At 67.7% G+C, this 14,574-nt stretch carries 13 protein-coding genes and 1 tRNA gene; 5 read left to right on the forward strand and 9 right to left on the reverse strand.

Annotation, left to right across the window (positions count from 1 at the left end; all coding sequences use genetic code 11):
* The first annotated feature begins 126 nt into the window (after window positions 1-126).
* Window positions 127-1,548 carry a basic amino acid/polyamine antiporter gene (locus AC5P88_RS03610; protein WP_495224314.1) on the forward strand — a complete coding sequence of 474 codons (1,422 nt, stop codon included), beginning with the start codon at window positions 127-129 and terminating at the stop codon, window positions 1,546-1,548.
* Between the two features lie 49 nt (window positions 1,549-1,597).
* Here AC5P88_RS03610 and AC5P88_RS03615 read toward each other — a convergent pair whose 3' ends face one another.
* The 9 genes from AC5P88_RS03615 to AC5P88_RS03655 form a co-directional block, all read right to left on the reverse strand.
* Window positions 1,598-2,551: an alpha/beta hydrolase gene (locus tag AC5P88_RS03615; RefSeq protein WP_495224339.1), complete on the reverse strand. Its 954-nt coding sequence runs from the start codon at window positions 2,549-2,551 to the stop codon at window positions 1,598-1,600.
* Window positions 2,552-2,700: 149 nt separating this feature from the next.
* Window positions 2,701-2,777: transfer RNA gene (locus AC5P88_RS03620), tRNA-Asn, on the reverse strand.
* Between the two features lie 22 nt (window positions 2,778-2,799).
* Window positions 2,800-3,270 (reverse strand): 23S rRNA (pseudouridine(1915)-N(3))-methyltransferase RlmH, encoded by a 471-nt coding sequence (gene rlmH / locus AC5P88_RS03625; RefSeq protein ID WP_005418108.1) that lies wholly within the window; start codon window positions 3,268-3,270, stop codon window positions 2,800-2,802.
* A gap of 64 nt (window positions 3,271-3,334) precedes the next feature.
* On the reverse strand, window positions 3,335-3,745 hold the full coding sequence (gene rsfS / locus AC5P88_RS03630) for a ribosome silencing factor (protein ID WP_005410536.1): 411 nt from the start codon (window positions 3,743-3,745) through the stop codon (window positions 3,335-3,337).
* Between the two features lie 58 nt (window positions 3,746-3,803).
* Complete coding sequence (gene nadD, locus AC5P88_RS03635) at window positions 3,804-4,472, reverse strand: nicotinate-nucleotide adenylyltransferase (RefSeq protein WP_005410537.1); 669 nt, start codon at window positions 4,470-4,472, stop codon at window positions 3,804-3,806.
* A complete protein-coding gene (gene holA / locus AC5P88_RS03640) occupies window positions 4,473-5,510 on the reverse strand; it encodes a DNA polymerase III subunit delta (RefSeq protein WP_111112142.1) in 1,038 nt (345 codons plus the stop codon).
* A 9-nt stretch (window positions 5,511-5,519) separates the two neighbouring features.
* Entirely contained in the window at window positions 5,520-6,104 is a 585-nt protein-coding gene (locus AC5P88_RS03645) for an LPS-assembly lipoprotein LptE (RefSeq protein ID WP_106550590.1), read from the reverse strand.
* A 136-nt stretch (window positions 6,105-6,240) separates the two neighbouring features.
* Entirely contained in the window at window positions 6,241-8,883 is a 2,643-nt protein-coding gene (gene leuS, locus AC5P88_RS03650) for a leucine--tRNA ligase (RefSeq protein WP_106550604.1), read from the reverse strand.
* 105 nt (window positions 8,884-8,988) lie between these two features.
* On the reverse strand, window positions 8,989-9,591 hold the full coding sequence (locus tag AC5P88_RS03655; RefSeq protein WP_495224315.1) for a DUF998 domain-containing protein: 603 nt from the start codon (window positions 9,589-9,591) through the stop codon (window positions 8,989-8,991).
* A 124-nt stretch (window positions 9,592-9,715) separates the two neighbouring features.
* Here AC5P88_RS03655 and trxA point away from each other — a divergent pair, with 124 nt between their 5' ends.
* From trxA to AC5P88_RS03675, 4 genes are all read left to right on the forward strand, one after another.
* Entirely contained in the window at window positions 9,716-10,573 is an 858-nt protein-coding gene (gene trxA, locus AC5P88_RS03660; RefSeq protein WP_106550588.1) for a thioredoxin, read from the forward strand.
* A gap of 153 nt (window positions 10,574-10,726) precedes the next feature.
* Window positions 10,727-12,382, forward strand: coding sequence for a FecR family protein (locus AC5P88_RS03665; protein WP_495224316.1), 1,656 nt, complete (start codon window positions 10,727-10,729; stop codon window positions 12,380-12,382).
* The gene (locus AC5P88_RS03670; protein WP_106550586.1) at window positions 12,379-14,004 is read left to right on the forward strand and encodes a CHASE2 domain-containing protein; all 1,626 of its coding nucleotides are present in this window, start codon (window positions 12,379-12,381) and stop codon (window positions 14,002-14,004) included. The genes AC5P88_RS03665 and AC5P88_RS03670 overlap by 4 nt, the downstream gene beginning before the upstream one ends.
* 74 nt (window positions 14,005-14,078) lie before the next feature.
* Window positions 14,079-14,531 carry a DUF4442 domain-containing protein gene (locus AC5P88_RS03675; protein ID WP_049427725.1) on the forward strand — a complete coding sequence of 151 codons (453 nt, stop codon included), beginning with the start codon at window positions 14,079-14,081 and terminating at the stop codon, window positions 14,529-14,531.
* Window positions 14,532-14,574: the final 43 nt, after the last annotated feature.

Below are 14,574 nucleotides of genomic sequence, written 5' to 3' on the forward strand. Positions count from 1 at the left end.
GTTCATCGCACCACCTTCGAAGGCCCGGGCATCTGCCCGGGCCTTCGTCGTTGCGGCCCCCTTGCGTGCATGTTCACGGGCACGCCGCTACCGTGGGGTAGCGGCATCACCGCCGCAGGGGACATCATGGCCACGACCTCACAACGCCTAGGGCTGCCCGCGTTGACCGCACTGGTGGTCGGCTCGATGGTCGGCGCCGGCATCTTTTCATTGCCGCAGAACGTGGCGCGCAGCGCCGGGCCGGCAGCGGCGCTGCTCGGCTGGGCGGTCAGTGGCGCGGGCATGCTGATGCTGGCCTTCGTGTTCCAGGCCCTGGCCAACCGCCGGCCGGACCTCGATACCGGCATCTACGCCTACGCACGCGAGGGCTTCGGCAACTACATCGGCTTCTCCGCCGCATGGGGCTACTGGGTTGCCTCGGTGCTCGGCAACGCCAGCTTCTTCGTGCTGATCTTCAGTGGCCTCGGCCACTTCATGCCCATCTTCGGTGAAGGCAATACCCCGGCCGCCGTGGCCGCTTCGTCGCTGCTCCTCTGGACCGTGCACCTGCTGGTGTTGCGCGGCCTGCGCACTGCCGCCATCGTCAACGGCCTGGTGACGGTGGCCAAGCTGCTGCCCATCACGCTGTTCCTGATCCTGGCCGCCGGTGCCTTCCGCATGGATGTGTTCCGCGCCGATTCCCTGGGCACGCCCGCACTCGGCGACCTCGGCCAGCAGCTGCGCGGCATGATGCTGGTGACCGTGTGGGTATTCATCGGCATCGAAGGCGCCAGCATCTACTCGCGCCGCGCGGCCCGCCGTGCCGATGTCGGCCGCGCCACGGTGATCGGCTTCCTCGGTGTCTGGCTGCTGCTGGTGCTGGTCAGCCTGCTGTCGATGGGCGTGCTGTCGCAGGCCGAACTGGCCGGATTGCCCAATCCGTCGATGGCTTACGTGCTGCACGCCATCGTTGGCGAGTGGGGCGCGACGGTAATCATCATCGGCTCGATCATTTCGGTACTCGGCGCGCTGCTGGCCTGGGTGCTGCTGTGTGCCGAAGTGCTGTACGCCGCTGCGGGCGACGGCACCATGCCGGCCTTCCTGGGCCGCGAGAACGCGCGCGGCGTGCCGGCCAACGCGCTCTGGCTCAGCAACGGGCTGATCCAGCTGTTCCTGCTGCTGGTGCTGGTCAACTCCGGCAGCTACACAGGCCTGGTGCTGCTGGCCGCGTCGATGAGCCTGGTGCCCTACTTCCTGTCGACCGCGTTCGGCGTGCAGCTGGCCTGGCGTGGCCACGCCTATGCGGGTGAACCGGGTGTGCGCTGGCGCGATTTCGTCATTGCCCTGCTGGCCAGCGCCTATGCATTGTGGCTGGTGTATGCCGGCGGTCTCGACAACCTGCTGCTGTCGGTCCTGCTGTATGTGCCCGGTGTGGTGGTGTTCGCAATGACCCGGCTCCAACGCGGTGAGCAGGTATTTACGCGTTGGGAATGGGTGCTGTTCGGTGCCATTCTGGTGGTGGCCATCGCTACGCTGGTCGCGTTCTCCAGAGGTGAGCTGGCACTGTAGAGCCGAGCCCACGCTCGGCTTGGCACAGGCAGCCAAGCATGGCTCGGCTCTACAGCTGGCGTTCCGGCAGCATGCCGATATCCTGCATCCAGCGCTCGGCCAGCCGCGGCCACGCAGTGACCGGTGCATCCTTCATGCGCAGCCCGAACGCGTGGCCGCCGCGGGCGAACAGATGCATCTCGACGGGTACGCCTGCGTCGATCAGTGCCTGGTAGTAGGCGAGTGATTCGCGCACATCATCGGTGCGATCATCGGTCGCCTGCGCAATGAACGTCGGCGGCACCGTGTCGTCCACGACTATGTCCCTGACCAGCGAGAGCCCCTTGCCATGCCCGGCCCACAGATGGCCGGAGTACATCACCATCGCGAAATCCGGGCGGCTGGACTGTGAGTCGGCCGCGTCGACCGCCGTGTAGCTGCGACGTGCGTGCGTGCTCAATCCCGCCACCACGTGACCACCCGCCGAAAAGCCGATCACCCCCACCCGCTTCGGGTCGATGTTCCAGCGCTGTGCCTGCGCGCGCAGCAGGCCCATTGCGCGTTGCGCGTCCTGCAAGGCCATCGGCACCGTCGGGTTGTCGCGACAGTTGCAGTCGGGATCCCAGCTCGGGCCGGACGCCGGCACGCGGTATTTCAGCAGCGCGCAGGTGATGCCCTGCGCGTTCAGCCAATCGCAGATTTCGCTGCCTTCCAGGTCCATCGCCAGCACCCGGTAACCACCACCGGGCACCACCATCACCGCGGTGCCATTGGCCGGTCCCTTCGGCGGAAACACGGTGAGTGTCGGCACGGCCACGTTCTGCAGCATCGTCCAGCGTTCTCCGCTGGCCTTGGAAACTGCTTTGCCAACCTGCTCGGGACCTTTCAGTTTTGGCGGCGCCTTCACCGTGCCCTGCGGCCACAACGGCAGCTCGGTGGTGCCCTGCGGCGGATGCCAGGTTGGTGGTGCTGCGTTCGCTTCAGCGAACGGCAACATCGCAAGCAGCAGAGAACCCAGGGACAGGAGTGCGCGCACGATCAACTTCCATGGTTGGAGCAGCAGATTGTAGAGCCGAGCCCATGCTCGGCTGCATCCTCGAAGCCGAGCATGGGCTCGGCTCTACAACACGGCAAAAAAAAGACCTGCATCTTGCGATGCAGGTCTCTTCAATGTGGCGCCCGAAGTTGGACTCGAACCAACGACCCCCTGATTAACAGTCAAGTGCTCTAACCGGCTGAGCTATTCGGGCAGACGACTAGTATAACCACTCTTCACGCGCGATGGTAGGGGTGATTCGCAATCATTGCGGCGGCCCGGTACAACTGCTCGGCCACCACCAGGCGCACCAGCATGTGGGGCAACGTCAACGGTCCGATCGACCACTTCTCATCGGCCAGCGCGGAGACTTCCGGCGAATGCCCTTCCGGGCCGCCGATCAGGAAGGCAAGGTCCCTGCCCTGCCCGCGCCAATGCTCCAGGCGCTGTGCCAGCTGCTCGGAACTGAGCTGGCGGCCCGGCACATCCAGCGCGACCACATAGGCATTCTTCGGCAGTGCGGCGATCACGCGCTTGCCTTCGTCTTCAGTGGCGCGGCGCGGATCACGGCCCTTGCCACGCAGGCCAGGCTCGATTTCCACCAGCTCGAACGGCAGCCAGTGCGACAGCCGCTTCTGGTACTCGGCGAAACCCTGCGCCACCCAACTGGGTGCGCGTTCACCGGTAGCAATCAGGCGGGCTTTCATCAACGGTCCTCCAAAACGTCGACGGCGCCATCGGCGCCGTCGAAGGGATGCATCAACGTGCGGCTCAGGCCACTTCGTCGTCGCTGGACGGCGGCTGGTCGCCAACGGTCCACAGGCGCTCAAGTGCGTAGAACTCACGCACGCGCGGCAGCATCACATGCACGATCACGTCGCCCAGGTCGACCAGCACCCACTCGGCTTCGCGCTCGCCTTCAACACCCAGCGGCATCACGTCGAGATTCTTGGCGAAGCGCACGACTTCATCGGCGATCGACTTGACGTGGCGGGTCGAGGTGCCCGAAACGACGATCATGTAGTCGGCAACGCTGGACCGGCCGCGCACATCGATCTCGACCAGGTCCTTGGCCTTCAGGTCTTCGGTGGCTTGGCGGACGCTGGCCAGCAGTTCCGGCACGGACGGCGGCGGGCTGGGCAGATCGACCTTGATGGTCTGGGGCTGGGTCTGGTTGCTCAAAGTGGATCGACTCGATAAACGTGGGGGCGATTATACGGGCAAGCCGGGGCGGCGGCATTCACGGCGTAGGGGAGCGGTACAGGCCATGCGCGGCCACATAGTCGGCCACGGCCGGCGGCAGCAACGCCCGCCAGGGTCCGCCGGCGGCGATCTGCGCACGCACGGCACTGGCCGATTCCTCGCGCAGCGGGTGATGCAGGCGCAGGATGCGCCCGGCCGGACTGGCGAACAGGGCCTGCTCGTTGTCGGCCCAGCGCCCTTCCAGCGCGCGGCCCAGTTCGCCATCCACCGAGGCCTGCAGGGGACTGCCCGGGCGCTCGGCCACCACGAAATGGGCCAGCCCGAACAGCGCCTCCCATTCATGCCAACGGGTCAGGCCCAGCAGGCTGTCGGCCCCGACCAGCCAGGCCAATGGCCGGCTGGGGCCCAGCTCGCCGCGCAGTTCGCGCAGGGTGTCGACGGTGTAGGACGGGCGGCCGGGAAAGCGTATGGCACGGTCCAGTTCACGATGGTCCAGCAGCAGGCCAGGCTCATCGCCAATGGCCAGCGAGAGCATGGTGAAGCGCTGGTCAGCGGTTGCACCCGGCACCGCGCGATGCGGCGGATCAGCCGCTGGCAGCATGCGTACAGCGACCTGCAGTTCATCACGGGCAGCACGTGCGATGGCGAGGTGCCCGAGGTGCACCGGATCGAAGGTGCCCCCGTAATAGATCCGCAGGCTCATCACTCAGGCCCGCGCCAGCAGGCGCACGGCACGCGGTTCGGCCACGGCTACCAGCAGGCGTTCCAGCGCCAGCCAGGCGTCGCCGTCGGCGCGCCCCTTGGCGATACGGTCGACCAGTCCGGCCTCGGCCACGAAACGTTCCCAGCGCTTGCCCTCGGGGTGCCGCTGCAGCGCACGCTTGTAGGGCGCTTGCCGCGATTCCCAGATGCCGCGCGATTTCATTTCGGCGGCCAGATTGCCGCCGCGCGCCTGTACCCGGGCCAGGCCGGCACCGGCCAACAGCTCGCGGATCACCATCGGCATCAGTGCGGCCACCGCCTCGCCTTCGCCACGCAGGCCCGCCAGCATGCGCAGCACCGCCGGCGGCTGGCCGGAGAACGTGGCTTCCAGCAGCCGGAAGACGTCATAACGCGCGGCGTCGGCCACCAGCGATTCCATCCGCTCCACATCCAGCGGCTGGCCGTCGGCCAGCAGCGCCAGCTTGTCGATTTCCTGTGCGGCGGCCAGCAGGTTGCCTTCCACCCGCTCGGCCAACCGCTGCACCGCGGCAGGGTCGGCACGCAGGCCCTTGCCACGCAGGCGGCGCTCGATCCAGTCCGGCAGTTCGTGGGGCTTGATCGCCCAGGCCACCGACAGCACGCCGATGCGGTTGACCGCCTCGGCCCACTTGCCCTGATGGGCCTTGCTCCATTCGTTGGCGGTAATCATCAGCACCACGTCCGGTGCCGGGTTGGCGCAGAACTGGCTGATCACCTCGGCGCCATCCTTGCCCGGCTTGCCACTGGGCAGGCGCACCTCGACCAGGCGGCGGGCACTGAACAGGCTGGGCGCATTGAAACTGGCGTCGAGCTGGTTCCAGTCGAAATCACGGCCATCGGCGTCGAACACTTCCCGTTCGCCGATTCCGGCAGCGCGCGCGCGCGCACGGATGGCGTCAGCCGCCTCCAGCACGCGCAGGGTTTCCGGGCCGGCAATCAGGTAGACCGGCGCCAGCGGGGTGTCAGCGCCCTGGCTGGCCAGCTGCTCCGGACGCAGTTCCATCGTCGCGACTCAGTGCTTGGCTGCGGGAACCGGCTCGGCCGGCTCCGCGCCTTCAACCGGCTTGGCCTTCGGCGCCGTCAGGCTGCCGCCCTTCTCGATCTCGGCACGCACCACGCTGTCGATGCGGCGGATGATCGACGCGGACATTTCCCGTCGCAGCTCATCGGCCAGGATTTCGCGTTCGGTGGTGGTACCGGTGGCGTCGGTCGGCGGCGACACGTAGTCGCGCGACAGTTCGATCACCTGCTGCGGCACCAGCTCGCTGCCATCCTCGCGACGGAAGATGAAGATCACCGCATAGCGCAGGCTGTACTCCTGCGCACGGCCCTGCGAGTCGATGGCGATCGGCAGGTCACCCCAGCGTTCGGACAGCACCTGAAGCTGGGTGCTGGGCCCCTTGCTGTCCTCGTCTGCCAGCTTGGCACCGGATGCCAGCAGGCTGCGATTGAGCAGCTTGACCAGTTCACTGTAAGGCGCGGTGGAGACCACCTTCACCGGCGCCGTGTCGGTCGGCAGCATCAGCTTGTTGCGCAGATGGAAACCGCAGCCGGCAAGGCCGAGGACAAGAACGAGGGCAAGCAGGATTCGGGTCATGGAGACAGTCTGGCGGAGCCGGGCGATCACGGCAACACACAGCCTGCCCGAAGCCGCGTGAATGCAGGGCCATCAAGTGCATGGCCCCGCACCGGGAAGGTACCGGCCACCGCGGAGGTGGCCGGCCCAGGATGCATCAGGCAGCGACGATGTTCACGATCTTGCCCGGCACGATGATGATCTTGCGCACCGTCAGGCCTTCCATGAACTTGGCCGCATTCGGCTCGGCCAGGGCCAGTGCTTCGACCTGCTCGCGTGCAGCATCGGCGGCCACCTCGATGGTGCCACGCAGCTTGCCGTTGACCTGCACGGCCAGGGTCAGCGCGTCGCGCACCAGCGCACCGGCGTCGGCCTGCGGGAACGGCTGGTCTTCCAGCAGCGTTTCGCCATGGCCCAGCACCTGCCACAGGGCGTGGCTGGCATGCGGGGTGATCGGGTTCAGCAGCAGCACGATCGCCTGCAGCGCTTCCTGGCGCACCGCACGCCCCTGCTCGCTGCTGTCCTCGAACTTGGCCAGCGCGTTCATCAGTTCCATCACCGCCGCGATGGCGGTGTTGAAGCTGTGGCGGCGGCCGTAGTCGTCGCCGACCTTGCCGATGGTCTCGTGGGTCTTGCGGCGCAGCGCCTTCTGGTTGGCGTCCAGCGCGGCCACGTCCAGCGCCGGTGCGGCACCGTCAGCGGCGTGCTTCTGCACCTGGGCCCACAGGCGGCGCAGGAAGCGCGCCATGCCGTCCACACCGGCCTCGTTCCACTCCAGCGACTGCTCCGGCGGGGCAGCGAACATCGAGAACAGGCGCACGGTGTCGGCACCGTACTTGTCGACCATCGCCTGCGGGTCCACGCCGTTGTTCTTCGACTTGGACATCTTCTCGGTGCCACCGACCACCACCGGCTGGCCATCGGCGATCAGCGTGGCGCCGGTGATGCGGCCGCGCTCGTCGCGCTGCACTTCCACATCGGCCGGGTTGATCCAGTCCTTCGAGCCGTCCGGGTTCGGGCGGTAGTAGGTCTCGGCGATCACCATGCCCTGGCACAGCAGGTTGCGTGCCGGTTCGTTGCTGTCCACCATCCGCGCGTCGCGCAGCAGCTTGTGGTAGAAGCGGAAATACATCAGGTGCAGGATCGCGTGCTCGATGCCACCGATGTACTGGTCGACCGGCAGCCAGTAGTTGCCACGCTTGTCGACCGCATCACGGGCGCCCGGCGAGGTGTAACGGGCGTAGTACCAGCTTGACTCCATGAAGGTGTCGAAGGTGTCGGTCTCGCGCTCGGCCGCGCCGCCGCATTCCGGGCAGGTGGTCTTGCGCCATTCCGGATCGGTCTTGATCGGCGAACCGGTCCCCGAGAACGCCACGTCCTCCGGCAGCACCACCGGCAGCTGCTCTTCCGGCACCGGCACCGCACCGCACTTGTCGCAGTAGATCACCGGAATCGGGCAGCCCCAGTAGCGCTGGCGGCTCACGCCCCAGTCGCGCAGGCGATAGTTGACGCGGCGCTGGCCCTGGGCCTTGCGCTCGAAGCGTTCGGCCAGGGCTTCGAAGGCGCCCTGGAAATCCAGCCCATCGAATTCGGCCGAGTTGACCAGTTCGGTCTGGCGGCTCTTGTCGCTGTACCAGTCCTGCCAGCGGGCACCGTCCCAGGTGCGCTCGTCGTCGTTGCGCGGGTCCTTCAGGGCGATGACCTGCACGATCGGCAGGCCGTACTTGTTGGCCACTTCGTTGTCGCGCTGGTCATGGCCCGGAACAGCCATCACCGCACCGGTGCCGTAGCCCATCAGCACGAAGTTGGCGACCCACACCGGCACCTTCTCGCCGGTGACCGGATGGATGGCACGCAGGCCGGTGTCCATGCCGCGCTTTTCCTGGGTCTCCAGCTCGGCCTCGGACACGCCGCCCTGCTTCATTTCCGACAGCAGCGCAGCCAGTTCCGGGTTGTTCTTCGCCGCGTGCAGCGCCAGCGGATGTTCGGCGGCGATCGACACGAAGGTCACGCCCATCACGGTATCCGGACGGGTGGTGAACACGCGCAGCGGATCCAGCACGCCGCCGTCGGTGTCACGCACGTCGAACTGGATTTCCAGGCCCTCGGAGCGGCCGATCCAGTTGCGCTGCATGGTCTTGACCGAGTCCGGCCAGCCGTCCAGTTCATCCAGGCCGTCCAGCAGCTCCTGGGCGTAATCGGTGATGCGCAGGAACCACTGCGGGATCTCGCGCTTCTCGACCAGCGCGCCGGAGCGCCAGCCACGGCCGTCGATGACCTGCTCGTTGGCCAGCACGGTCTGGTCGACCGGATCCCAGTTCACCACCGCATTGCGGCGGTAGGCCAGGCCCTTGCGCATCAGGCGGGTGAACATGCGCTGCTCGTGGACGTAGTAGTCCGGGCGGCAGGTGGCGAATTCGCGCGACCAGTCCACCGCATAGCCCATGGCCTTGAACTGGCCACGCATGTGCTCGATGTTCTTGTAGGTCCAGGCCGCAGGTGCGGTCTTGTTCTTGATTGCCGCGTTCTCTGCCGGCAGGCCGAACGCGTCCCAGCCCATCGGCTGCAGCACGTTGTGCCCAGTCATGCGCTTGTAGCGGCTGATCACGTCGCCGATCGTGTAGTTGCGCACGTGGCCCATGTGCAGCGCACCGGACGGGTACGGAAGCATCGACAGGCAGTAGTACTTCGGCTTGTCCGAAGACTCGTCCACTTCGAAGGCACGGGTGGCGTCCCAGTACTGCTGGGCGGCGGATTCAACCTGCTGCGGGTCGTAGGCGTTGGTTTCAGCGCTGGTCATGGAACACGCGGATGCGGCGGCAAAGCGGTACAGCGTACCGCAGTGCGGCATGGGGCTCCAATCCCGGCCGCCGGCCAGTGCCGCCGCCGGCACCCACGATCCGTCTCAGCGCGGTCGCGACAGCGGCAGCGCAACCACCAGCCACAGCGCCCAGCAGGCGAAGGCCACGCGCTGTGCCAGGGGTGCCGGCACCAGGCCCTGCAGGGCGAAGGCGGCCAGTGCCGCAAGCACCCCGCAGGCCACCAACAGTCCCCCCTGGACACGCCCGTGCCCCTGGCGCACGTTGAAAATGCCCAGCAGCAGGGTGCCGGCGACGAAGCCCAGCACCCAGATCATCCAGGCGCTGGCATGCAGCTGGCTGGCCGGCCCGTGCAGGTCGTCCACATCCAGCGGCAGCAGGCCCATCGCAGCGAATGCGAGCCCGGCCAGCAGCAGCATCTGGCTGCCGACCCGCGGCGCCCAGCCGGCCGTGGCAGGCAGCCGCCGGCGCAGGCACTCGGCCACCACCCCCGCCAGCAGGCCGGGCAACACGAAGCCCAGCAGATTGAAGGCCAGCGCGTGCGGCACGCCGTGTGCGCCCAGCAGGGCCACCGGGTGGCGGGCCTGTGCATAGCCGTCCAGGCCGGCGCCGAAGCCCAGCACCGCCAGCACGAACAGCAGTGCGGCGGCGAGGCCGGACAGGCACAACAGGGAAGGCAGGGAGGTCATGCAGGCTCCGGGAGCAACGGCGGCGGGAACGACGCATTGTCGGGCATTTGCCGCAGTCCGGGTTGAGACGGGCATCGATCGTCACCATAGAATCGGTCTCCAGATGCCAATCGATGCCTCCCCCATGACCGAGACGACCTACGTATTCGACGCCACCACTGCGACCTTCGAGGCCGAAGTCCTGCAGAAGTCGCTGCAGACGCCGGTGCTGGTCGACTTCTGGGCCACGTGGTGCGGCCCCTGCAAGACCCTGGGCCCGATGCTGGAAAAGCTGGCCGCCGAATACAACGGCGCCTTCGAGCTGGCCAAGGTCGATGTCGACAAGGAACAGCAGATCGCGGCCGCCTTCCAGATCCGCTCGGTGCCGACCGTGTTCCTGGTCAAGGGCGGCCAGCTGGTGGACGGCTTCCCGGGTGCCATTCCGGAAGGCCAGCTGCGTGAATTCCTGGCCCAGCACGGCATCGTGCCGGCCGACATTGGTGACACTGCCGCCGAGGACGAAGCGCCGTTGGATCCGCAGGCACAGGTGGATGTACTGCGTGCGCAGATCGCCGCCGAGCCGGACAAGGACGAGCTGAAGCTCGACCTGGCCCTGGCCCTGCTGCAGATCGGCGGCGTGGACGAAGCCGGCACGCTGATCGACGGCCTGCCCGCCAACCTGGCCACCGACGACCGCGCCGTGCGCGCCCGCGCCCGCCTGTCCTTTGCTGCGGCGCTGAAGGACGCCCCGGCCGCCGAGGTGCTGGACGCGCGTATCGCCGCCGACGGCAAGGACCTCAAGGCCCGCCACCTGCGCGGCGTGCAGCTGCTGCTCGGCGGCCATGACGAAGCGGCGCTGGCGCAGTTCCTGGAAATGCTGCGGATCGACCGGAGTTTCGAGGAAGGCCTGCCGCGCAAGGCGCTGATCGACGCCTTCAATGTGATCTCCGACGAGGACCTGGTCGGGCAGTACCGCCGCAGGATGGCCTCCCTGCTGTTCTGAACGGGAGCCGGGTTCGTTCAGAATCCCTGCACTGGACGCAGGCAATAATGCGCGCGATGGCGGCCGTACGGCCGCCACGATCCGTTCGGGGGGATGAGGTCGGGGCCATGGGGTCTTGCAGCTGCACCCCCGCATTGCCGGGATTGCAAAACTGTGACCTTCGTCCGCTCGCTGTCGTCTGCCATGCGCTTCCAGGGCGCCCTGTTCTTTGCCCTCCTCCTGCTGCCGGCCATCGCCGCCGCGCAGGACTGGAACTACCGGGTCCGTCCCGGCGACACCCTGTGGGATCTGGGTGGCGTGTATCTGAAACCCTCGGTGCGCTGGCAACAGCTCCAGCAGCACAACCGCATCGACAACCCCTACCGGCTGCCGCCCGGCCAGCTGCTGCGCTTTCCCATCAGCTGGCTGCGCACCGAACCGGCGCCGGCGCGGGTGCTCTCGGTCCGCGGCAAGGTCGAACTGTCCGGCGGAGACGGCAGCGCCAGCCGCGTCATCCAGGCCGGCGAGCAGCTGCACATCGGTGACACCGTGCAGACCGAGGGCGAATCCAGCGTCACGCTGGAATTTGCCGATGCCTCGCGCCTGCAGCTGCGTGAGTACTCGCGCCTGCGCCTGGACCAGCTCAGCCGCTATGGCCACACCGGCATGGTCGACACCCGCCTGCGCCTGCAGCAGGGCCGCGCCAGCAATCGGGTGACGCCCGCGCGCGGCCCGGCATCGCGCTACATCATCGATGCGCCCACCGCCACCAGCAGCGTGCGCGGTACCGTCTTCCGGGTCAGTGCCGGCGACGGTCGTGATGTCGCGGCCACCGAAGTCCTGCAGGGCAAGGTGCAGGTCGGCAACACCCATGGCCAGCGCATGGTCCAGCCGGGACAGGCCACCCGCAGCGCCAGCGCCGACGCCGCACCGGATGCGGTCTCCGCACTGCTGCCGGCACCGCAGCTGCGCAGCGATGAACTGCGCCTGGCCCCGTTGCCGACGCTGCTGGCATGGACTCCGGTCACCGGCGCCGCCCATTACCGCGTTGAAGTGGTACAGGCCGCCACGCCGGAGATCCTGCTGTTCGCTGCCACCACCACCGATACGCGCCTGGCCATCGGCGATCTGCCGCCGGGCCAGCTGCGCATCCTGCTGCGCGCGGTCGATGCGCAGGGTGTGGAAGGCATCGACGCCAGCACCGACTTCGAACTCAGCGACCAGCCCCCACCGCCGCTGACCCTGGCCCCGCTGCATGGACAGACAATCAACAGCGACCGCCCGCGTTTCCGCTGGAGCCAGGCCCCCGGTGCGCGCAGCAGCGTGCTGCAGATCGCGGCCGATTCCACCTTCGTACAGCCACTGCAGGAACAGACCAGCACCGGTACCGATCTGCGCCTGGCGCAGCCATTGCCGCCGGGTCACTACTTCTGGCGGGTCGCCTCCCGCGATGCCAACGGCCACCAGGGACGCTATGGCCAGGCCCTGCCGCTGCAGCTCAGCAACGAACCGGTCGATCCTGCGCTGCAACCGCCCGAGGCCGCGCATGGTGAACTGACCCTGCGCTGGCAGGCCGGCAGCGAAGGCCAGCGCTATCGCGTGCAGGTCGACCGCCGCAGCGACTTCAAGGCACCACTGGTCGACGAAACCGTGGCCGAACCGCAGGTCAGCTTCAAGCGTCCGTGGCGCGGCACCCTGCACGTGCGCGTGCAGTACATCGACGATGATGGCCATGCCGGCGAGTTCTCGCCTGCCCAGCAGATCGCCCTGCCGTGTCGCCTCTGCTATGGCACCGGCGGTGGTGCCCTGCTGCTGTGGCTGCTGTTGTGAGGCGTTCGCCGCTGCCGTGGTCGAAGCGGATCCTGCTGGCCATGCTGGCCGGGATACTGACCATCGTCGCCAGCCAAGGCCAATGGCTGTGGCGGCAGGACGAGGCCGCCTACGACGCGATGGTCGGCAACTGGGACTATCGACCCGACCCGAGCGTGCTGATCGTGGCCATCGACGAAGGCAGCCTGCAACGCATCGGCCAATGGCCGTGGCCGCGCTCGGTCCACGCCCGGTTGCTGGATCGCCTGACCGATGCCGGTGCCGAACGGGTCGCGCTGGACCTGATGCTGTCCGAGCCGGACCGCCGTGACAGCCGCCAGGACGAGGCGCTGGCCGCAGCCATCCGTCGCAATGGCCGGGTGGTGCTGCCGGTGCTGGCCGCACCGGCAGCCGGTGATCGCATGGCCGAGGAAATGCTGCCGGTTCCGCAGATCGCGGCCAGTGCCGCCGCCATCGGCCACACCGATGTTGAGGTGGACAGTGACGGCGTCGCCCGCGGCATCTACCTGCATGCAGGCATCGGCAAGGCGCATTGGCCGGCGCTCGGGCTGGCCCTGACCGGCCTGCCCGCGGGCGCGGTGCGCGGCCTGCCCGACCCTGATCCCGAGGTGGGTTCGCCCTACCAATGGCGGCGCAACGACTACGTGCGGGTGCGCTATGCCGGTCCCCCCGAGCAGTTGCCGCAGGTTTCCTACGCAGACGTACTCGATGGCCACGTGGACATGGCGATGCTGCATGGCCGCCGCATCATCGTCGGCATGACCGCCAGCGGCATCGCGCCGCGCCTGCTGACCCCGACCACCCGCGAGTTCTGGATGAGCGGCAGCGAGTACCAGGCCAACATCGCCTCGATGCTGCTGCAGCACAAGCAGATCGAGGTGCTGCCCCGCTTCTGGCAGCACACCATCAGTGCTGTGCTGGTGGCGCTGTGCGTGATCCTGCTCGGCCTGCGCCTGCCGTGGCTGGCGGCGTTGTGTTCGCTGCCGCTTGCCCCTCTGCTGAGCTGGCTGCTGTTGCGCACCAGCAACCTCTGGTGGGCGCCGGCCACCGCCCTGCTGGGCGTCCTGCTGGTACTGCTGGCCTGGGCGATCTGGCGGATTTCGGCCTGGCACCGGCAGGCCAACCGCGACGCACTGACCGGCCTTGGCAATCGCCTGCGCTTCGAACAGGCATTGCAGCAGGAATGCGACGCCGCGCGACGCAACGGCAAGCCACTGAGCCTGGCGCTGATCGACGTCGACCACTTCAAGCGCCACAACGACCGCCATGGCCACCAGGTCGGCGACCGCGTGCTGCGGGACGTCGCCCGGTTGATCGGCGCGCATGCGCGGCGCCCGCGCGACATGGCCGCGCGTTACGGTGGCGATGAATTCGCGCTGGTGTTGCCTGATACCCCGGCCGAGGGCGCACGGCTTGTCATCCAGGACCTGATCAACTGCGTGCGTGCGTTGCCGGTACATGGTGATGGCAGCGACGACCGGGTGACGCTCACCGTCGGCGTGTTCACCCGGGTACCGGAAGGCGAGCTGCAACCGCACCATTTCGTCGAAGGGGCCGACACAGCGCTGTACCAGGCCAAAGCGAATGGGCGCGACGGGTATGTGATCGACCGCGGCGCGTGACCGGCGCCAGCGGGGTGCAACATACGCATGCGAATGGTTAGACTGGACACCTCGCCCAGCGTCCCCGGATCCGCATGAATGCCCGCCTGTTCCGCTTCGGCATCAACCTCTGGCCGCCCTTCCTGTTCACCGGCATCCACGTCACCCGCATCACTCCCGACTACCGGCAGATCGATGTCGAGCTGCGCCTGCGGCCATGGAACCGCAACTACGTTGGCACCCATTTCGGTGGCAGCCTGTTCGCGATGACCGATCCGTTCTGGATGCTCGGCCTGCTGCACATCCTCGGCCGCGATTACTACGTGTGGGACCGCGCAGGCGCCATCGACTTCCTCAAGCCCGGCCGTGGCACCGTACGCACATCATTCCGCATCGACGACGCGCTGCTGGACGAACTTCGCGCCGAGGCCGCCAGCGGCGACAAGGTGCTGCGCTGGTTCAGCAACGACGTGGTGGATGAAAGCGGCGAGGTGGTCGCACAGGTCCGCAAGCAGGTGTACCTGCGCCTGAAGCCGCACGCGCGCTGATCCACCGCACAGGCGCTATCCTCTGGCCCCCTGCCATGGAGGC

The sequence above is a fragment of the Stenotrophomonas sp. YJH_SMC_8 genome, assembly GCF_059371315.1.